Here is a 19068-nt window from a genome sequence, read left to right as displayed (position 1 = left end):
GCTCGCGGTCCTCCGAACCGGAAGCGCCCCCCGGGAAACCCGGGGGGCGCTTCGGCACTGCTCAGGACCGGTGACTAGGCGGACTCGGCGTCCGACTCGCCACCGCCGTCGCCACCGGAGGCGGCCATGTCGACCGGCGGCGCGTCCGGGACCCGCAGCGGCTTGGTCTCGCCGCGGAACACGAAGTGCGCCTTGTCGTCCGGCTCGCCCTCGCCGCCGTCCCAGCCCTCGACGTCGGTGATGATGATCTGGCCGGGCTGGATCTCCCCGAACAGGATCTTCTCCGACAGCTGGTCCTCGATCTCGCGCTGGATGGTCCGGCGCAGCGGCCGGGCACCGAGCACCGGGTCGAACCCGCGCTTGGCCAGCAGCATCTTCGCGCGATCCGTCAGCTCGATCGCCATGTCCTTGTTCTTCAACTGCGTCTCGACGCGGGCGATCATCAGGTCCACCATCTTGATGATCTCGACCTGCGTGAGCTGGTGGAAGACGATGATGTCGTCGATGCGGTTGAGGAACTCGGGCCGGAAGTGCTTCTTCAGCTCGTCGTTGACCTTGTTCTTCATGCGCTCGTAGTTGGACGCGGTGTCCTGACCCGAGGTGAAGCCCAGGCCCACGGCCTTCGAGATGTCCGAGGTGCCGAGGTTCGAGGTGAAGATGATGACGGTGTTCTTGAAGTCCACCGTGCGGCCCTGACCGTCCGTCAGGCGCCCGTCCTCCAACACCTGGAGCAGCGTGTTGTAGACCTCCTGGTGGGCCTTCTCGATCTCGTCGAACAGCACCACCGAGAACGGCTTGCGCCGCACCTTCTCGGTGAGCTGGCCACCCTCCTCGTAGCCCACGTACCCGGGAGGGGCACCGAAGAGCCGCGACGCGGTGTACCGGTCGTGGAACTCGCCCATGTCGATCTGGATGAGCGCGTCGTCCTCGCCGAACAGGAAGTTCGCCAGCGCCTTCGACAGCTCGGTCTTGCCGACACCGGACGGGCCGGCGAAGATGAACGAGCCCGACGGGCGCTTCGGGTCCTTCAACCCGGCCCGGGTGCGGCGGATCGCCTGCGACACGGCCTTGACCGCGTCGACCTGGCCGATGATCCGCTTGTGCAGCTCGTCCTCCATGCGGAGCAGACGCGTGGTCTCCTCCTCGGTGAGCTTGAACACCGGGATGCCGGTCCAGTTCGCCAGGACCTCGGCGATCTGCTCGTCGTCGACCTCGGCGACGACGTCGAGGTCGCCGTCCTTCCACTGCTTCTCCCGCTCGGCCTTCTGGCCCAGCAGCTGCTTCTCCGCGTCCCGCAGCTTCGCCGCGCGCTCGAAGTCCTGCGCGTCGATCGCGGACTCCTTGTCGCGACGGACGTCGGCGATCTTCTCGTCGAACTCGCGCAGGTCCGGCGGCGCGGTCATCCGGCGGATGCGCATCCGCGCGCCGGCCTCGTCGATCAGGTCGATCGCCTTGTCCGGCAGGAACCGGTCGTTGATGTACCGGTCCGCCAGCGTGGCCGCCGCCACCAGCGCGGAGTCGGTGATCGAGACCCGGTGGTGGGCCTCGTACCGGTCGCGGAGACCCTTGAGGATCTCGATGGTGTGCTCCAGCGACGGCTCGCCGACCTGGATCGGCTGGAACCGGCGCTCCAGCGCGGGGTCCTTCTCGACGTACTTGCGGTACTCGTCCAACGTCGTCGCGCCGATGGTCTGGAGCTCACCGCGCGCCAACATCGGCTTGAGGATCGAGGCCGCGTCGATCGCGCCCTCGGCCGCGCCCGCACCCACCAGGGTGTGGATCTCGTCGATGAACAGGATGATGTCGCCGCGGGTGCGGATCTCCTTGAGCACCTTCTTCAGGCGCTCCTCGAAGTCACCGCGGTACCGCGAGCCCGCCACCAGGGACCCGAGGTCCAGGGTGTAGAGCTGCTTGTCCTTGAGCGTCTCGGGCACCTCGCCCTTGACGACCATCTGGGCCAGGCCCTCGACGACGGCGGTCTTGCCCACGCCGGGCTCGCCGATCAGGACCGGGTTGTTCTTGGTGCGGCGGGACAGCACCTGCATGACCCGCTCGATCTCCTTGGTGCGCCCGATGACCGGGTCGAGCTTGCCCTCACGCGCCGAGGCGGTCAGGTTGCGCCCGAACTGGTCCAGCACCAACGAGGACGACGGTGTGCCCTCGCCGCGGCCGCCGGACTCCGCGGGCTCCTTGCCGCCCGAGTAGCCGGACAGCAGCTGGAGCACCTGCTGGCGCACGCGGTTGAGGTCGGCACCCAGCTTGACCAGGACCTGCGCGGCGACACCCTCGCCCTCGCGGATCAGGCCGAGCAGGATGTGCTCCGTGCCGATGTAGTTGTGGCCGAGCTGGAGCGCCTCGCGCAGAGACAGCTCCAGCACCTTCTTCGCACGCGGGGTGAAGGGGATGTGCCCAGACGGGGCCTGCTGACCCTGGCCGATGATCTCCTCGACCTGCTGGCGCACACCCTCCAGCGCGATCCCCAGCGACTCCAGCGCCTTGGCGGCGACACCTTCACCCTCGTGGATCAACCCCAGGAGGATGTGCTCGGTGCCGATGTAGTTGTGGTTGAGCATCCGGGCCTCTTCTTGGGCCAGGACAACCACCCGCCTCGCGCGGTCGGTGAACCTTTCGAACATTCGCACTCCCTGACTGCTGCGCCGGCGGTCCTCGGGCTCACCACCGGCTGGCCGTCTGGCCGACCGTGGAGAGCGCGGCACCGTGGGACCACTGTAGTCGTCAGCCCCCGACCCACTCAGTTCCCGTTCGCTGGCAGTCGTCTTCGGGGATCTCTGACATCGGTACCAACGCGTGATCTGCCAGGCAGATTCCACGGAACGGCCCGTGTCCGCTGAGCGCGAACATTCAACCGTTCGGCGACGCCCGTAGTGAGCGGCATCACACCACCGTGCAAGTTAGGCAAACCTGGGTAAGGTTAGGCAAACCTCAACCACTCCGAACACGAGGACCTTCTGGAGATGACCGTACCGGCGAGGGTCAGGGCGCGCACCGCAACGACGCCGGTCGCCGAGTCACTCCGACGGGCGGCCTCGCACTCCCCCCACTTCGAGGTCAGGTTCGGCCTCCCGGCCGACCCGGCCGAGCACGCCGGGTGGACGACGTGCGCCGAGTTCCTCGGCGAGCCGCAGCGGTTCGACGCGTGGCGGAAGTCCCTGGCCGAGTGGCTGCGCGAGCAGTACGGCGAGGCGCCCGACCGCACGACCGCCGGGTACGTGATGAGCTGGTACCTCAACGTCGTCGGCGTCCTGGGCGGCCTCCTGTTCCACACCGCCCGCCGGGTGCCGTCGCTGCGGCCCTCCGACGTGGCGCTGCGCATCGCCCCCGAGGGCCGCCCGCACACCGTGGGCGTGGCGCTGCTGACCGACGACTTCGCGTGCCTGCCCGACGACCCGGCCGGCAACCACCCGGCCGCCACCGTCGTGGCCGACGACACCGCGCTCGCCGCCCTGCTGCGGACCCGCTTCGCCGCGCACGCCGCCGGGTTCGTGACCGCGTTCGGCCCCACCGTCCGCCTGGGCCGCCGGATGCTGTGGGCCGCCGCCACGGACGCCCTGGACAGCGCCGCGTGGACCGCGGGCCAGCTGTGCGGCGACGAGACGTCCGGCGTGATGGACTCGGCGCTGCTGCTGCCCGCGAAGCTCGACCCGTTCACCTCGGCGTCGACGCTCAAGGCCACCGAGACGGGCTGGACCCGCCGCCGCGAGAGCTGCTGCTTCCACTTCGTCCTCCCGAACGCGGAAGCCTGCGCGACCTGCCCGCGGGTCCGCTCCTCCTGAAACCCGCGGGTCCGCCCCTCCCGGGGCCGGGTCGCCCGCCTCACCGGTGCCGGTGCCCGATGGGCACCACCAGCGGCGTCCCCGCCACCGGGTCGACCACCACCCGGGCCTCCAGCCCGAACACCTCCAGCAGGGTGGCCTCGGTCAGCACCTCGTCCGGCGTCCCGGCGACCACGATCCGGCCGTCCTTCATCGCGACCAGCCGCTCCGCGTACCGCGCGGCCAGGTTGAGGTCGTGCAGCACCATCACCACCGTCCGGCCGAACTCGACGTGCAGCCGCTGCACGAGGTCGAGCACGTCGATCTGGTGGGCCAGGTCCAGGTAGGTCGTCGGCTCGTCGAGCAGCAGCAGCTCGGTCCCCTGCGCCAGCGCCATCGAGATCCACGCCCGCTGCCGCTGCCCGCCGGACAGCTCGTCGACGGTCCGGGTCGCCAGGTCGGCCATCCCGGTCATCCGCAGCGCCTCCCCCACGGCCTCCTCGTCGGCGGCCGACCACTGCCGGTACCACGACTGGTGCGGGTGGCGGCCCCGCGCCACCAGGTCCGCGACCGTCAGCCCCTCGGGCGCCTGCGGCGACTGCGGCAGCACGGCCAGCGCCTTGGCGACCTCGCGCGTGGGCGTGCGGTCGATGCGCTCGCCGTCGAGCAGCACCGCCCCGCCCCGCGCCGGGAGCAACCGCCCCAGCGCCCGCAGCAGCGTGGACTTCCCGCACCCGTTCGGCCCGATGACGGCCGTCACCGACCCGGCCACGACGTCCAGGTCCAGCCCGGACACGACCGACCGCTCCCCGTAGCCGACCGACAGGTCCCGCGCTTGGAGTCGAACCGCAGTCATACCCGAGCCTCCCGACGGCTCCGAACCAGCAGGTACATGAGGTAGGGGGCGCCCAGCACGGCCGTCACGACGCCCACCGGCAGCTCCAGCCCGCCGAACGCGAGCCGCGACACGAGGTCCGACCCCACCACCAGCAGCGCGCCGACCACCGCCGACCCGAGCGGCGGGGGCGTCGCCGTGCCCGCCAGCCGCAGCGCGACCTGCGGCGAGGCCAGCGCCACGAAGGCCACCGGCCCGGCCGCCGCCGTCGCCACCGCCGCCAGCACCACGGCGAGCAGCAGCATCGCGCTGCGCGCGCCGTTGAGCCGCACGCCCAGCCCGCGCACCGTGTCGTCGTCGAACTGGAGCGCGCCGAGCAGGCGGTTGCCCACCAGCGCCGCCGGGGCGAGCACCGCCAGCGCCAGCCCGACCGGCACGACGTGCTCCCAGCCGCGCCCGTTGAGGCTGCCGGTGATCCACACCATCGCCCGCGCCGCGTCGGTGACGTCCCCGACCGTCAGCAGGTAGTGGGTGAGGTTGCCGGTGACCGCCGAGACGCCGATGCCGACGAGCACCAGCCGGAAGCCCTCGATGCCCCGCCGCCACGCCAGCCCGTACACGAGCAGCCCGGCCAGCAGCCCGCCCGCCAGGGCCGCCAGCGGGACGCCCACCGCGGACAGCGACCCGCCCACCGCGCCCAGCGAGCCGGCGAACGTGATGACCGACACCGCGCCGACGCCTGCGCCCCAGGTCACCCCGAGGATGTCGGGGCTGGCCAGCGGGTTGCGCGCGATGGCCTGGAAGATCGCCCCCGACAGGCCCAGCGCCGCGCCCACGAGCACCGCCGTCGACGCCCGGGGCAGCCGCAGGTCGACCACGACGAACCGATGGCTCCGCGCCCCGCCGCCGAGCAGCACGTCGAACACCTGGCCGAGCCCGAGGGGGAAGTCGCCGAAGGCGATGCTCAGGGCGCCGGCGAACAGCACCGCCACCAGCCCCACCAGCACCAGCGCGGCCGGCCGCCACCGCAGCCGCCACGAGACGGCCCCGACCCGCACGGGCACACCCGCCGACCCGGCGGTCCCACCCGCCGGCTTCACAGCCGGACCAACTTCCGCCGCCGCACCAGCGCGACGAAGAACGGCGCGCCGAGCAGGGCCATCACGATGCCGACCTCCAGTTCCCCGGGCCGCGCCACGACCCGCCCCACGACGTCGGCGGCGAGCAGCACCACCGCGCCGAGCACGGCCGAGAAGGGCAGCAGCCACCGGTGGTCCGGCCCGGTCATCGCCCGCGCCACGTGCGGCACGACCAGCCCGACGAACCCGATCGGCCCGCACGCCGCCACCGCGCCGCCCACCAGCAGGGTGATGGCCACCACGCCCAGCACGCGGGTCAGCACCACCCGCTGCCCGAGCGACCGGGCGACCTCGTCCCCGAGGGCCAGCGCGTTCAGCCCGCCCGCGTTGAACGCCGCCAGCACCAGCCCGACCAGCACGAACGGCAGCACCTGCCACAGCACCGCCAGGTCGCGCCCGGCGAGGCCGCCGACCTGCCAGAACCGGAACGCGTCGAGGCTCTGCTTGTCCAGCAGGACCAGCGCCGACACCAGGCCGTGCATCAGGGCGGACACCGCCGCGCCGGCCAGCGCCAGGGTGACCGGTGTGGGTCCGGACCGGCCCGAGCCGAGGAGGAACACCACGACGCTCGCCACCAGCGCGCCCGCGAACGCGAACCACACGTACCCGTAGAGGCTGGTCACACCCAGCGTGAAGATCGACAGCACGACCGCGAACGCCGCGCCCTGGGTGACGCCGAGGACGCCGGGGTCGGCGAGCGGGTTGCGGGTGTGCCCCTGCATGAGCGCCCCGCCGACGCCGAGGGCCACCCCGGCGAGGACGCCGAGCGCCGTCCGGGGCACCCGCAGCTCGCGCACGACCAGGTCGTTCTCGGTCCCGGTCGGCGAGACGAGGGCGTGCCACACGTCGGCGAGGGGGATGTCCTTCGCGCCCAGGGCGATGCCGGCGAGCACGACCACGACCAGCAGGCCGAGCAACAAGAGCAGGCGACTGCTGCGGAGGGCCACGTCCCGCTCCTCCTGTGCGACGACCGTAGTGAGGTAAGCCTAACCGAACGCGTTCGGTCGATCGTTCCCCACGCACCGCGACGACAACGGCCCGGCCGCCACCAATCGAGACGGAAGCCGCCCGAACAGAAGATCACCGCACGGCGAACGGCCCGCATGAAGGCCCGCGCGAAGGACCCGCGGCGAACGGCGAACGGTCCGGGAAATGGATCTTCCGCACCACCACCCGCACCACCCGCCACCGGTGACCCGAAACGCGTGAAGGGGCACCGGAAACCGGCACCCCTTCACAGAACAACGTTTTCATTGCCCCGGACACGAGCCGACCGCCGGCGGAGTGACGGTCACCACGGCAATGCGGGCCTCAGCCCTGCTGGTGGTAAGCCTCCAGCACCTCGGCCGGGATGCGCCCGCGGTCGGAGACCTTCATCCCCTGCTTGCGCGCCCACTCCCGAATGGCCTGGTTCTGCTCCCTGTCGGCCGAAGCCGGACGTGCGGCCTTCACACCGGCCGGTCGACCCGGGCCGCGCTTGCGACCCCCCGCCTTGCGGGCACTGGCGACGAAGTCGGCGAGGGCATCGCGGAGCTTGCCCGCATTGGCACCGGAAAGGTCGATCTCGTAGGACACACCGTCCAAGCCGAAACCGACCGTCTCCTCGGCCTGCCCGCCGTCCAGGTCGTCGACCAGGGTCACGGTGACCTTCTGCGCCATGCGTATCCTCCTGGACTCGAATGCGCGGCGTTCCCCGACCGCGACCTAAAGCATTGGCGAGTGCAGGTTAGCGCACAACTACCGGAATGCGCCGCCCGGAGTCCGAGAAGTTACTCATTCCGGGCGCACGAGGGGGAACAGGATCGTCTCCCGGATACCGAGGCCGGTGAGCGCCATCAGCAGCCGGTCGATGCCCATTCCCACACCACCGCTCGGTGGCATTCCGTACTCCAGCGATCGCAGAAAGTCCTCGTCCACCGGCATCGCCTCGACGTCGCCGCCGGCGGCGAGGCGGGCCTGGGCTTCCAACCGCTCTCGTTCCACCACCGGATCGACCAGTTCCGAGTAACCCGTGGCCAACTCGAAACCGCGCACGTACAGGTCCCACTTTTCGGCCACCCCCGGACGGGTGCGGTGCTGCCGGGTGAGGGGCGAGGTCTCGACCGGGAAATCGCGCACAAACGTGGGCGCGTGCAGGGTGTCGCCGACCAGGTGCTCCCACAGCTCCTCGACGAGCTTGCCGTGGCCGATCTTGGGATCGGTCTCCAGGCCGTGCTTCTCGGCCAACTTCCTCAGGTGCTCGGAAGAGGTTTCGGGCGTGATGTCTTCCCCCACCGCGCCGGACAACGACTCGTACATGCCCAACGTCGTCCACTCGCCGCCGAGGTCGTACTCGGAACCGTCGGCCAGCGTCACCACGTGCGAACCGGCGACCGCCAGCGCGGCTTCCTGGATCAGCTCGCGGGTCATCACCGCGTTGGAGTCGTAGGTGGCGTACGCCTCGTAGTACTCCAACATGGAGAACTCGGGCGAATGGGACGAGTCCATGCCCTCGTTGCGGAAGTTGCGGTTGATCTCGAAGACCTTCTCGATACCACCGACCACGCACCGCTTGAGGTACAGCTCCGGCGCGATGCGCAGGAACAGGTCGATGTCGAGCGCGTTGGACCGCGTCACGAACGGCCGCGCGGTGGCGCCCCCCTGCAACGTCTGCAACATCGGCGTCTCGACTTCGACGAAACCGCGGCGGTGGAACGACTCCCGCAACGACCGCACCACGGCGGCCCGGCTGCGGACCGTGTTCCTGGCCTGCTCGCGCAGGATGAGGTCGACGTACCGCTGCCGAATGCGGGTTTCCTCGGCGAGTTCCTTGTGCGCGACGGGCAGCGGGCGCAGCGCCTTCGCGGTCAGCGCCCAGGCGTCGGCCATGACGGACAGCTCGCCGCGGCGCGACGTGATGACCTCGCCGTGGACGAATACGTGATCGCCCAGGTCGACGTCGGACTTCCATTCGGCCAGCCGCTCCTCGCCGACCGCGTTCAGGCTCAGCATGGCCTGGAGTTCGGTGCCGTCGCCTTCGCGCAGCGTCGCGAAGCACAACTTCCCGGTGTTGCGGATGAACATCACGCGCCCGGTGACGCCGACGAGTTCACCGGTCGCGGTGTCGGGCTCCAGGCCCTGGTGCGCTTCCCGGACCTCGCGCAACGAGTGCGTGCGGGGCACTTCGACGGGATAGGGATCGACACCGCGCTCCAGCAGTCGCGCCCGCTTCTCCCGGCGCACCCGGAGCTGCTCGGGGAGATCGTCGTCGCTGGTCGGGGAACCGGTCGCAGGCTGCTCGCTCACGACGCGCAGCGTACGGAAAGACCCGACGGGAAATCGAACCGGATCTCACTACGCTGTGGGTGGTGACCGGAGAAGACTTGCGGACGAGGCGGGCCAACTCCTTCGGGACGGCGGCCTCGGCGTACGCGGAACACCGACCGGACTACCCCGTCGCCGCCGTGCGGTGGGCGCTGGAACCCCTGGGCGCGGGGCCGCACCGGGTCCTGGACCTCGCCGCCGGCACCGGCAAGCTCACCGGTGTCCTGCTCGCCGAGGGCCACCAGGTGACGGCCGTCGAGCCGGACGAGGACATGCTGTCGGAACTGGTGCGCCGGCACCGCAACGTGCGCGCGCTGCCGGGCACCGCCGAGCGGGTCCCGCTGCCGGACGACGACGTGGACGCGGTGCTCGTCGGCCAGGCGTTCCACTGGTTCGACCCGGCGCGGGCGATGCCGGAGATCGCCCGCGTGCTGCGGCCCGGCGGCGTGCTCGCGGGGCTGTGGAACGACGACGACCCCTCGGTCCCGTGGATGGCGGAGTTCAAGCGGCTCGGCACGTCCACGGTCAGCGCGGAGGACGCCCGCGCCGACTGGATGCCCGGGCACGGGCTGTTCACCGGCGCCGCCGAGCAGCTGTTCCCGCACGCGCAGCGGCGCACCGCCGAGTCGCTGGTGGCGACGATCAACACGCACTCGCACCTGCTGGTGATCCCGGAGGAGGAGCGCGCCGCGCTGAACGCCCGGATGCTCGCGTTCCTCAGGTCCACCCCGGAGACGGCGGAGGGGGAGTTCGACCTCCCCCTCCGGACCTACGTGAAACGGCTGCGCGCCCTCGCCTGAGGCGGTGCCCGTCGATCGTTCGCCCGGGGCCCGCTCGCCGGGGGAGGGCTCGGCTCACTTCATGTTGCGCTCGAACACCAGCCGCAGCCCGAGCAGCGTCAGGTCGGGCACGTGCGCCTGGATGGTGGCCGACTCGGCCACCACCAGGGGCGCGAGCCCGCCCGTCGCGAGCACCGTCACCGGGCCGGGGTCGACGGTCTGGAGCTCGTCCACGATCCGCCGCACGAGCCCGTCGACCTGGCCGACGAACCCGTAGACGATGCCCGACTGGAGGCACTCGACGGTGTTCTTGCCGATCACCGACCGGGGCCGCACCAGCTCGACCTTGCGCAGCTGGGCCGCGCGCGCCGCCAGCGCGTCCACCGAGATCTCGATGCCCGGCGCGAGCGCGCCGCCGAGGAACTCGCCCTTGGCCGAGATGACGTCGAGGTTCGTCGACGTGCCGAAGTCCACGACCACGCACGCCGTGCTGTGCAGGTGGTGCGCCGCCAGGGTGTTGATGACCCGGTCGGAGCCCACCTCCTTGGGGTTGTCCACCAGCAGCGGCACGCCGGTCCGCACGCCCGGCTCGACCAGCACCTTCGGCACCGCCGAGTAGTACCGGCCGAGCATCACGCGCAGCTCCCGCAGCACCGCCGGGACGGTGGACAGCGCCGAGATGCCGGTGATCTTGTCGGCGTACTCGCCGAGCAGGCCGCGCATGGTCAGCGCGAGCTCGTCGGCCGTCATCCGCGCGTCGGTGCGCATCCGCCAGTCGCGGATGAGCGCGGCGGAGTCCCCGGTGCCGTCGTAGAGGCCCAGGACGATGTTGGTGTTGCCGACGTCGATGGCGAGCAGCACGTGCGTTTCCCCAGTTCTCGCTAGTTCTCGGCCTGGATCAGCGCGTCCAGCGCCGCCGCGTCCTCGGTCTCCGCCTGGGGGACCGTCTCGACCACCACGACCCCCGACGCGGAGCCGTTGACGAGGCCCGACCCCTCGGGCGCGTGCGCCGGGTCGGCGCCCAGCTCGACGACCTTGTTGTCCGCGTCGACGAACACGACCCGCGGCTCGTACGCGCGCGCCTCGGCGTCGTCCATCTGCCCGTAGGCGATGAGGATCACCAGGTCGCCCGGCTTCACCAGGTGCGCCGCCGCGCCGTTGATGCCGATGACGCCGGTGCCGCGCTCGCCGGGGATGACGTAGGTCTCCAGGCGCGCGCCGTTGGTGACGTCCACGATGGCGACCTGTTCGCCCGCGAGCAGGTCCGCGGCCTCCATCAGGTCCTCGTCGACCGTGACCGAGCCGACGTAGTGCAGGTCGGCCTGGGTGACGGTGGCGCGGTGGATCTTCGACTTGAGCATGGTGCGGAACATCGTTGCCCCCTTACTCGTCACCGGTGCCGAGCAGCACGGCGATGTTGTCGATCAGTCGGGTGGAGCCGACGCGGGCGGCGACGAGCAGCCGGGCGTCGCCGTTCTCGGGCGCCGGACCGAGGTCGGGCGCCCGCAGCTCCAGGTAGTCGAGGTCGACGCCGGGCACCGCGTCCAGGGTGGCGCGGGCGGCGGCCAGCACGGCGTCCGCGCCCTGGCCGCTGACGTGCGCGCCCGCCACCAGCGCGGCGGACAGCGCGGTCGCGGAGTGCCGCTCCTCCTCGGACAGGTAGCGGTTGCGCGAGGACAGCGCCAGGCCGTCGGCCTCCCGCACGGTGGGCACGCCCACCACGTGCGTCGGGAGGTTCAGGTCGCGCGCCATCCGGTGGACCAGCGTCAGCTGCTGGTAGTCCTTCTCGCCGAACACCGCGTAGGTGGGCTGCACGATGTTGAACAGCTTGGCCACCACGGTGAGCACGCCCGCGAAGTGGCCGGGCCGGCTGGCGCCCTCCAGCTCGTCGCCGAGCGGGCCGGGGTGCACGGTCACCGACGCCCCCGGCAGGTACACGTCGTCGGCGGAGGGCGCGAACACCAGCCCGACCCGCTCGTCGCGGCAGATGTCCACATCGGACTCCAGGGTCCGCGGGTAGCGCTCGTAGTCCTCGCCCGGCCCGAACTGGGCCGGGTTCACGAAGATCGAGACCACGACCACGGTGTTCTGCATGACGTGGGCCTCGCGGATGAGCTTGCGGTGCCCCTCGTGCAGCGCGCCCATGGTCGGCACCAGCGCGACGTTGCGGCCTGCGGCCCGCAGCGCCTTCACCACCCGGTGCAGGCGCTCCGGGTCGTGGTGCACGGTCACGTCGCCGGGCTTGTAGTCGTCCTTGGTGAGCGGCTTGGTCATGCCTGTGTCAGTCCTCGTGAAGGGTGGAGCGGACGTCGGACGCCGCCTCGGGCCTGAGCAGCCCGGCGGCCTGGGCGCGGGCCGCGGTGCGGAGCGCCAGGACCCGGTAGGCGGGGAGGGTGTCGTGCCCGTCGAGCACGGCGAGGTGCTTGGCCACGGTGCCCGCGTCACCGCGCGCGACGGGGCCGGTGAGGGCGCGGTCGCCGTGCCGCAGGGCGTTGTCCAGGGCGGCGGACAGCAGCGGCCCGAGCACGCGCTCGGCGTTGGCGACGCCCGCCTCCCGCAGCAGGTCCGCGCAGTCGGCGACCAGCGTGACCAGGTGGTTCGCGCCGTGCGCGAGGGCGGCGTGGTAGAGCGGGCGGGCGGCCTCGGGCAGCCGCACGGGTTCGGCGGACATCTCGACCACCAGCGCCTCGCCGACGCTCCAGGCGATCTCGTCGCCGTCGGCCGCGGTGACGCCGATCGAGCAGGCCGTGACCCGCTCCACGTCCTCGGGCCGGCCGGTGAACGTCATGACCGGGTGCAGCGCCACGCACAGCGCGCCCGCGTCGGCGGCCGGGGCCAGCACTCCGACGCCCAGCGCGCCGCTGGTGTGCACCACGATCTGCCCGGCGCGCAGCGAACCGGTGGCCACCAGCCCGCGCACCAGGCCCGGCAGCGCGTCGTCCGGGACGGCGAGCAGCACCAGGTCGGCGGAGGCCGCGACCTCGGGCGGCGGCAGCACGGGGACGTCGGGCAGCAGGTCCTCGGCGCGGCGCAGCGAGTCGCGGGACACCGCGGACACGGCGCTCACGACGTGCCCGGCCCGGGACAGCGCGGCGCCCAGCACCGAGCCCACCCGGCCGGCGGAGATCACTCCCACGGCCAGCCGCGCGGGGCGGGGGGTCGCGTCCATGCGACGTACTCCTTATGCGGCGTTCCAGTCCCTGTTGGGCGGGTACCGGACGACGGCCGCGAGCGTAATCCGGTGCGGGGCGAGGGGCCCTCAACTGCGACGAACGCCACCTGCGGCCTTCATCGCCCCCGGTGCGTCGATCGCGGCCTGACGTGCGGCGACGAGGGCCTCCAGCATCGTCGAGTGACGTTCCTCGGCGTTCGCGCCGGCCGTGCCGAGCGCCATCCGGTGCCGCAGGAACGCCAGTTCGGTCGCCGCCACCTGGTAGCCGGCGACGGCCTTGGCCGCCGCGTCGCCCGCCTTGCGCCGCACGGCCCGCCGCCAGCGGCTGCGGCCCTGGAGGCTCGCGAGCAGCGTGACCTCGCTGGAGGCGATCCAGCGCCGCTCGGCCATCGCGGGCAGCTGCGCGGCGACGATCCGCTGCTCCCGGCGGCGCTGCCAGACCACCAGGAACACCATGCCGGCGAAGATCGGCACCATGATCAGGAAGTACAGGTTGATGAACGTCGAGCCGGTGCCGACGGTCGTGGAGAAGTTCCACAGCGAGTGCAGCCCGGCCGCGCCCAGGTAGCCCAGGACGGGCGCGACCACCTTGAGCGTGCGGTTGCCGGTCAGCGCCGCGAGGCCGACGCCGATGCCGGTCATCGCCGTGAACAGCGGGTGCGCGAACGGCGAGAGGACGCCGCGCAGCATGAACAGCGCGATCACGCCGCTGCCCAGGTCGCCGAACCCGCTGTCGGAGAAGACCCGGCCGAAGTACCAGATGTTCTCGGTGAACGCGAAGCCCGCGGCGACCACGCCCGCGTAGACGATGCCGTCGACCACGCCGTCGAACTCCTGGCGGCGGCGCAGGAACAGCACGACGATGAACGCCGCCTTCGCCGCCTCCTCGGTGATGGGCGCGCCGACCACCGCCGCGAACGTCGCCCCGTCACCGTTGAGCAGCTCCCCCAGCACGTGCGCGGTCTGGTTGAACACCAGCGACGTGATGGTCGCGCCGCACGCGCCCCACAGGAACGCCAGCAGCAGGATGCGCGCCGGTTCCGGCTCCCACCGGTCCACCCACAGGCAGGCGCCGATCACCGCGGCGACGGGCACCAGGGCGGCGACCGCGCCGACCAGGATGGGCAGCAGCCCGATGGCGCTCGTGCCCAGGCCGAGCAGCACCAGGCCGCACACGCCCAGCGCGATCAGGCCGATCACCGGGAGCAGCACGGTCCACCGGCGCTGGTCGACGCGCTTGCGGGCGGGAGTGGTCACGGTGTGGAACTTTAAAGGGACACTTGACCCGTGGTTGACCCGGAAGCCCTGTGGCGGGGGGCGCTGTACGGACCGGCTGGTTTCTTCACCCGCGGCGCGGTGCCCGCCGACCACTTCCGCACCTCGCCCCTCGTGGGCCCTGAGCTGGCCGAAGCACTCCTCGTGCTGCTCGACCGGGTGGACTCCGCCCTCGACCGGCCCGCCCGGCTCGACTTCGTGGACGTCGGCGCGGGCGGCGGCGAGCTGTCCGCGTCGGTGCGCTCCCTCGCGCCCCCGTCCCTGGCCCGGCGGCTGGTGGTGACGGCGGTGGACGTCGGTCCGGCGCGGTCGCTGCACGGGGTGGTGTGGACGTCGGCCCTGCCGTCGTCGGTGCGCGGCCTGCTGGTCGGGCACGAGTGGCTGGACGCGATCCCGTGCCCGCTGGTGGAGGGCCCGTCGGACGACCCGTGGCTGGCCCGGTGGTGGCCCGTGCGGCCCGGTGAGCGGGCCGAGGTGGGCGAGCCGCGCGACCGGGCGTGGGCGGACGCGGTATCGCGGGTGGCGGCGGGCGCGGCGCTGGCGGTCGACTACGGGCACGTGCTGGCCGACCGGGTGGCGGGCCGGTACGCGGCGGGCACGTTCGCGGCCTACCGGGGCGGGCGGCGGGTCGAGCCGGTGTTCGACGGCAGCTGCGACCTGACCGCGCACGTGGCGCTGGACGCGTGCGGCGCGGCGGCGGGCGGTGACCGCGTGCTGGTCTCGCAACGGGACGCGCTGGCCGCCCTGGGGCTCACCGGCCGGGTGGACCCGGGGTTCACCGGCCAGGTCGATCCGGGGCCCACCGGTCGGGTGGAGCCGGGGCCCACCGGTCGGGTGGAGCCGGGGCCCAGCGGTCGGATGGAGCCGGTGGACCCGATGGCCTGGCTGGCCTCGGCCGAACGGGCGTCCCGCGTGGCCGAGCTGCGCGCGGAGGGCGGCCTGGGCTCGTTCGGCTGGCTCCTGCACGGCGTGGGCGTACCGGTGTCGGCCCTGCTCCCACCCCTGCCGCCCTGGCGGCCCTAGAACGACCCTCACGGCCGAAGACCGCCGGCCCCCGCCACCGCCGCGGACGACGCCGGCGACCATGCGCGTCCACCCGCTTCCCCCCGACGTCCTGACCCGCGCCCGAGCCCTGGCCGGCACCGACGAGCACCACGAGCTGCACCCCGACGCCCCCGGCAGTCCCCTGCGCTGCTGCCTGCGCAAGGCCGCCCCCGGCGAACCGCTGGTCCTGTTCCGCTACTCCCCACCCTCCGGCCGCGGCCCGTACGAGGAGGTCGGCCCCGTCTTCGCCCACGCCGAACCGTGCGGCGGCCCGGCCGGCACCACCGACCTCCCCGCCGAGCTGGTCCGCGCCCCGCGCACCCTGCGCGCCTACACCGCCGACGGCCGCATCCACGACGGCGAGACCGCCCAGGTCCACGAGGTGAACGAGAGGATCGCCGGATTGTTGAACGATCCGGCGATCCACACGGTCCAGGTGCGCAGTGCTTCGCACGGGTGCTACCTGTTCGCCGTCACCCGCGACTGAGGCCCGTGCGAGCATGACCGGGTGGAGATCACCGTTGGCGTGGGCGCGGGCGCGCGGCACCTCGGGGTGGACCGCGTGGTCGACCTCGGGCCGCTGCACCCGTCGGCGCACGGCGCGTACCGGCTGCGCCTGACCGTCCGCGACGACGAGGTCATCACCGCCGCCGAACCGCTGGTCGGGCACCTCCACCGGGGTGCGGAGAAGCTGTTCGAGGTCCGCGACTACCGGCAGGTGCTGACCCTCGCGAACCGGCACGACTGGCTCGCCGCGTTCTGCAACGAACTCGCCGTCGCGCTCGCCGTCGAGCGGATGACCGGCATGGACGTCCCGCCCCGCGCCCAGGTGCTGCGCGCGCTGCTGTGCGAGCTGAACCGGGTCATGGCGCACCTGGTGTTCCTCGCCCCGCTCACCGGCACCCGCGACCGCGACGCCGTGCAGGCCGTGCTGGAGGAGGCGTCCGGCGGGCGCGTGCACTTCATGTTCAACCGGATCGGCGGGCTGCGCGAGGACGTCCCGGCGGGCTGGACCGACCGGGTGCGCGAGGTGCTGGCCGCGGTGGACCCCGGCGAGGCGCCCGAGGGCCTGGCGGGGCTCGGCGTGCTCGACCGGGACGCGGCGCTCGCGCACGGCGTGACCGGTCCGATCGGGCGGGCGTCCGGGGTGGACTTCGACCTGCGCCGCGACGACCCGCTGCCCGGCTACCGGAACCTGGACGTGCGGCCCGTGGTGCGCACCGAGGGCGACGCGCTGGCCCGGGTCAGGTGCCTGGTGGACGAGGTGCGGCTGTCCGTCGGCCTCGCCGGGGAGCTGCTGGACGCGCTGCCGGCCGGACCGGTGAACCTGCGGCTGCCCAAGGCCGTCAAGGCGCCCGAGGGGTCGGTCTACACGTGGGTCGAGGCGCCGCTGGGCACGTCCGGCGTGCACCTCGCGTCGCGCGGCGAGAAGACCCCGTGGCGGCTCAAGCTGCGCACGCCGTCGTTCAACAACGTGCAGGCGCTGTCCGCCCTGCTGCCCGGCACGCGGGTGGCGGACCTGCCCGCCGTGCTCGGGTCGTTCGCCGTCGTCGTGGGCGACATCGACAAGTAGGCCGGTCCTCGCCGGGCCGGTCCTCGCCGGGTCGGTCCTCGCCGGGTCGGTCCTCGCCGGGTCAGTCCTCGCCGGGTCAGTCCTCGCCGGGTCAGTCCTCGCCGGGTCAGTCCTCGCGGCGCCGCCGGCGGCGCGGCGAGTCGCCCCCGCCGAACGCGGCGAGCAGCTCGCTGACCGACTTGCCGTCCGCGTGGGCCCCGGCGGGCTCGACCGGCGCGGGGGGCGGCGGCGGGGTCGGCGCGGTGCGCCGGACGGGCTTGGAGATCTCCTCCCACGTGTCACCGCGCTCGTCGGCGCGGCGACGGCCACCGGTCTCCGGCTCCGGCGCGCGGCGGCGACCGGCCACCGAGGCCGACGCCGAGTCCGCCGACCGACCAACCGCGGCGTCCGGCTCGCGGCGCTCCGCCGACCGGCGACCGGGCTTGGCCTCGGGTTCCGGCCGCCGCTCGGCCGACCGGCGCCCGCCCTCGGCGGCCACGGGCCGCTGGACGCCGCTCTGCTCCGACCGCGTGCCCGACACGGGCCGGTGCTCGCCGGTCAGCTCGGCCCGGCGCGCCTGCACCGGCCGGTGCTCGTCGGCCGCCTCCGCCCGACGCGCCTGCACGGGCCGGTGCTCGCCGGTGAACTCGGACGCCGTGCGCCGATCGCCGGACACCGGACGGTGCTCACCCGTGAACTCGGACGCCGTGCGCCGGTCACCCGACACGGGGCGGTGCTCGCCGGTCAGCTCGGCGCGGCGGGCTTCGAGCCCCGGGCGACGCCCGGTGGTCGACGTGACCGGTCGGTGCTCGCCGGCCAGGTCCACCCGGCGCGGCTCGGCGGGACCCGCCACCGGCCGGTGCTCACCGGTCGCCTCGGCCCGGCGCGCCTGCACCGGCCGGTGCTCACCCGTCAGCTCGGCGCGGCGGGGCTGGACGGGCCGGTGCTCGCCCGTCGACTCCGCGGGGGGACGCCCGGCCGCGCGCTCGGCGGGCGACCGGCGCACCGGCGCGGCCCCGCCCCGCGGCGGCTCGGGTCGGCGCGCGGGCGGCGCGGCGGCCTCGGCCTGCTGCGCCACCGCCTGCTGCGCCACCGCTTCGCGGCTGATCATCTCGGTGCGCTCGGCGACCCGGCTGCGCCGCTGCGCGGTGTGCTCGGCCTTCGCCGGTTCCGCCGGGGCGGGCGCCTGCCTGGCCGCCGCGTCACCCCGGTTCACCCGCTCGGTCGGGTTGGGCCGGGACGCGCCGGGCTTCGGCGCGGCGGGCTGGTTGCCGGCCGGGTGACCCGCTCCCTGCGGGGCGGGTTCGCGGCGCACGACCGCGGTCCGCTGCTGCGCGACACCGCCACCCGCACCGCCACCCGCACCGCCACCGCCGGCACCGTTGGACGCCGCACGGGCGGGTTCCCGCACGGCTTCCCTGGCGGGCTCGCGGTTCGGCTCGCGGCGCGCCTGCTGCCCCTGCTCGCGCCGCACGGGCTGCTCCGGCCGCGCCGGTTCCGGACGCCGCACCGCGTCCTTGCGCCCGCCGTCGTGGGCGATCCGCTCGACCCGCTCGACCCGCTCGATCAGCTCGGTGCGGTCCGGGCGGTCCGGCGCGGGCTTGTCGGCGGCCGGCGCGGCGGCCTTCTGCGCCACCGGCAGGGCGGTCCCCGCCGTGATGATCCGCTTGTCCCCCACGGCCATCAGCCGCGACTGCTCACCCAGCGCGCGCATCCGGGTCGACTCGGCGCGCAGCGCCACGCGCTCCACGAGGACCTCGCCGCCGAGCAGCGCCTCCAGGTTCTCCCGCAGGGCGCGCAGCTCGTTGCGCAGCGCCTCCAGGTCGTCCCGGGAGTCCTCCTCGACCCGCTTGCGGGTCTCGGTCTCCAGCTCCAGCTCGAACTCGCGGCGCGCGGCGACCTCCCGCTCCAGCTCCAGCTCGTACACCGACTGGAGGTCGGCCACCTCGTCCTCGCGGTCCGCGATCTGCCTGCGGTAGCGGGCGGCGAGGAACGCGCCGACCAGCGCGGCCCACAGCGCCGCGATGACGGCCAGCCGCAGCCAGCGGGCGTTGTCGCTGAGCACGAGGACAGCCGCGGCGCCCAGGGCGAGTGTCAGTGCCGCTACCAGCAGTAGTCGCCCGGAACCACGACCGTGATCTTGCTGCTCGTCATCGTCCGACGCGCCTCGCCCGGTCATGGCGTCTACCGTACCGG

At 73.3% G+C, this 19068-nt stretch carries 17 protein-coding genes; 5 read left to right on the top strand and 12 right to left on the bottom strand.

Annotation, left to right across the window (positions count from 1 at the left end; genetic code table 11):
• Positions 1 to 74: 74 nt before the first annotated feature.
• Entirely contained in the window at positions 75 to 2636 is a 2562-nt protein-coding gene (locus tag ACRAKJ_RS01760) for an AAA family ATPase (RefSeq protein ID WP_438922273.1), read from the bottom strand.
• 339 nt (positions 2637 to 2975) lie between these two features.
• Between ACRAKJ_RS01760 and ACRAKJ_RS01755 the strand changes: the two genes are divergently transcribed.
• Positions 2976 to 3794 (top strand): (2Fe-2S)-binding protein, encoded by an 819-nt coding sequence (locus tag ACRAKJ_RS01755; RefSeq protein ID WP_438922274.1) that lies wholly within the window; start codon positions 2976 to 2978, stop codon positions 3792 to 3794.
• A gap of 40 nt (positions 3795 to 3834) precedes the next feature.
• On the opposite strand, the gene ACRAKJ_RS01750 is transcribed toward ACRAKJ_RS01755, so the two are convergent.
• The 5 genes from ACRAKJ_RS01750 to lysS form a co-directional block, all read right to left on the bottom strand.
• Positions 3835 to 4629 carry an ATP-binding cassette domain-containing protein gene (locus ACRAKJ_RS01750; protein ID WP_438922275.1) on the bottom strand — a complete coding sequence of 265 codons (795 nt, stop codon included), beginning with the start codon at positions 4627 to 4629 and terminating at the stop codon, positions 3835 to 3837.
• A complete protein-coding gene (locus ACRAKJ_RS01745; RefSeq protein WP_438922307.1) occupies positions 4626 to 5672 on the bottom strand; it encodes an iron chelate uptake ABC transporter family permease subunit in 1047 nt (348 codons plus the stop codon). Before ACRAKJ_RS01745 ends, ACRAKJ_RS01750 begins: the two co-directional genes overlap by 4 nt.
• Before the next feature lie 32 nt (positions 5673 to 5704).
• Positions 5705 to 6694: an iron chelate uptake ABC transporter family permease subunit gene (locus ACRAKJ_RS01740; protein WP_438922276.1), complete on the bottom strand. Its 990-nt coding sequence runs from the start codon at positions 6692 to 6694 to the stop codon at positions 5705 to 5707.
• 364 nt (positions 6695 to 7058) lie between these two features.
• Positions 7059 to 7406, bottom strand: coding sequence for a histone-like nucleoid-structuring protein Lsr2 (locus ACRAKJ_RS01735; protein ID WP_310311346.1), 348 nt, complete (start codon positions 7404 to 7406; stop codon positions 7059 to 7061).
• A 114-nt stretch (positions 7407 to 7520) separates the two neighbouring features.
• A complete protein-coding gene (lysS, locus tag ACRAKJ_RS01730; RefSeq protein ID WP_438922277.1) occupies positions 7521 to 9032 on the bottom strand; it encodes a lysine--tRNA ligase in 1512 nt (503 codons plus the stop codon).
• A 62-nt stretch (positions 9033 to 9094) separates the two neighbouring features.
• Here lysS and ACRAKJ_RS01725 point away from each other — a divergent pair, with 62 nt between their 5' ends.
• Positions 9095 to 9850 (top strand): methyltransferase domain-containing protein, encoded by a 756-nt coding sequence (locus tag ACRAKJ_RS01725; RefSeq protein ID WP_438922278.1) that lies wholly within the window; start codon positions 9095 to 9097, stop codon positions 9848 to 9850.
• Positions 9851 to 9904: 54 nt separating this feature from the next.
• Here the strand turns inward: ACRAKJ_RS01725 and ACRAKJ_RS01720 are convergent, their stop codons facing one another.
• The 5 genes from ACRAKJ_RS01720 to ACRAKJ_RS01700 form a co-directional block, all read right to left on the bottom strand.
• The gene (locus ACRAKJ_RS01720; protein ID WP_438922279.1) at positions 9905 to 10690 is read right to left on the bottom strand and encodes a type III pantothenate kinase; all 786 of its coding nucleotides are present in this window, start codon (positions 10688 to 10690) and stop codon (positions 9905 to 9907) included.
• 20 nt (positions 10691 to 10710) lie between these two features.
• Positions 10711 to 11202 carry an aspartate 1-decarboxylase gene (gene panD, locus ACRAKJ_RS01715; protein WP_438922280.1) on the bottom strand — a complete coding sequence of 164 codons (492 nt, stop codon included), beginning with the start codon at positions 11200 to 11202 and terminating at the stop codon, positions 10711 to 10713.
• A gap of 10 nt (positions 11203 to 11212) precedes the next feature.
• Positions 11213 to 12103 carry a pantoate--beta-alanine ligase gene (gene panC, locus ACRAKJ_RS01710; RefSeq protein ID WP_438922281.1) on the bottom strand — a complete coding sequence of 297 codons (891 nt, stop codon included), beginning with the start codon at positions 12101 to 12103 and terminating at the stop codon, positions 11213 to 11215.
• A 7-nt stretch (positions 12104 to 12110) separates the two neighbouring features.
• Positions 12111 to 12998: a DUF2520 domain-containing protein gene (locus tag ACRAKJ_RS01705; RefSeq protein ID WP_438922282.1), complete on the bottom strand. Its 888-nt coding sequence runs from the start codon at positions 12996 to 12998 to the stop codon at positions 12111 to 12113.
• A gap of 90 nt (positions 12999 to 13088) precedes the next feature.
• A complete protein-coding gene (locus ACRAKJ_RS01700) occupies positions 13089 to 14213 on the bottom strand; it encodes a PrsW family glutamic-type intramembrane protease (protein ID WP_438922308.1) in 1125 nt (374 codons plus the stop codon).
• A 75-nt stretch (positions 14214 to 14288) separates the two neighbouring features.
• On the opposite strand from ACRAKJ_RS01700, the gene ACRAKJ_RS01695 reads away from it, so the two are divergent.
• From ACRAKJ_RS01695 to ACRAKJ_RS01685, 3 genes are all read left to right on the top strand, one after another.
• A complete protein-coding gene (locus ACRAKJ_RS01695; protein WP_438922283.1) occupies positions 14289 to 15299 on the top strand; it encodes an SAM-dependent methyltransferase in 1011 nt (336 codons plus the stop codon).
• Between the two features lie 61 nt (positions 15300 to 15360).
• On the top strand, positions 15361 to 15807 hold the full coding sequence (locus ACRAKJ_RS01690) for a DUF1203 domain-containing protein (protein WP_438922284.1): 447 nt from the start codon (positions 15361 to 15363) through the stop codon (positions 15805 to 15807).
• 21 nt (positions 15808 to 15828) lie between these two features.
• Positions 15829 to 16893, top strand: a complete 1065-nt coding sequence (locus ACRAKJ_RS01685; RefSeq protein WP_438922285.1) for an NADH-quinone oxidoreductase subunit D-related protein — start codon at positions 15829 to 15831, stop codon at positions 16891 to 16893.
• Between the two features lie 106 nt (positions 16894 to 16999).
• Here the strand turns inward: ACRAKJ_RS01685 and ACRAKJ_RS01680 are convergent, their stop codons facing one another.
• Positions 17000 to 19051, bottom strand: coding sequence for a DUF6779 domain-containing protein (locus tag ACRAKJ_RS01680; protein WP_438922286.1), 2052 nt, complete (start codon positions 19049 to 19051; stop codon positions 17000 to 17002).
• Positions 19052 to 19068: the final 17 nt, after the last annotated feature.

This window comes from Saccharothrix sp. DSM 118769, assembly GCF_052936295.1.
Note: the sequence above shows the minus strand (reverse complement) of the source record. Positions and strands in the feature narration are given on the sequence as shown.

What these genes read in the sequence shown, in the direction of transcription:
- ACRAKJ_RS01690 (WP_438922284.1), top strand. Translation starts at nt 15,361, where the DNA reads ATGCGCGTCCACCCGCTTCCCCCCGACGTCCTGACCCGCGCCCGAGCC.
- panC (WP_438922281.1), bottom strand. Translation starts at nt 12,103, where the DNA reads ATGACCAAGCCGCTCACCAAGGACGACTACAAGCCCGGCGACGTGACC.
- ACRAKJ_RS01680 (WP_438922286.1), bottom strand. Translation starts at nt 19,051, where the DNA reads ATGACCGGGCGAGGCGCGTCGGACGATGACGAGCAGCAAGATCACGGT.
- panD (WP_438922280.1), bottom strand. Translation starts at nt 11,202, where the DNA reads ATGTTCCGCACCATGCTCAAGTCGAAGATCCACCGCGCCACCGTCACC.
- ACRAKJ_RS01750 (WP_438922275.1), bottom strand. Translation starts at nt 4,629, where the DNA reads ATGACTGCGGTTCGACTCCAAGCGCGGGACCTGTCGGTCGGCTACGGG.
- ACRAKJ_RS01735 (WP_310311346.1), bottom strand. Translation starts at nt 7,406, where the DNA reads ATGGCGCAGAAGGTCACCGTGACCCTGGTCGACGACCTGGACGGCGGG.
- ACRAKJ_RS01760 (WP_438922273.1), bottom strand. Translation starts at nt 2,636, where the DNA reads ATGTTCGAAAGGTTCACCGACCGCGCGAGGCGGGTGGTTGTCCTGGCC.
- ACRAKJ_RS01755 (WP_438922274.1), top strand. Translation starts at nt 2,976, where the DNA reads ATGACCGTACCGGCGAGGGTCAGGGCGCGCACCGCAACGACGCCGGTC.
- ACRAKJ_RS01705 (WP_438922282.1), bottom strand. Translation starts at nt 12,998, where the DNA reads ATGGACGCGACCCCCCGCCCCGCGCGGCTGGCCGTGGGAGTGATCTCC.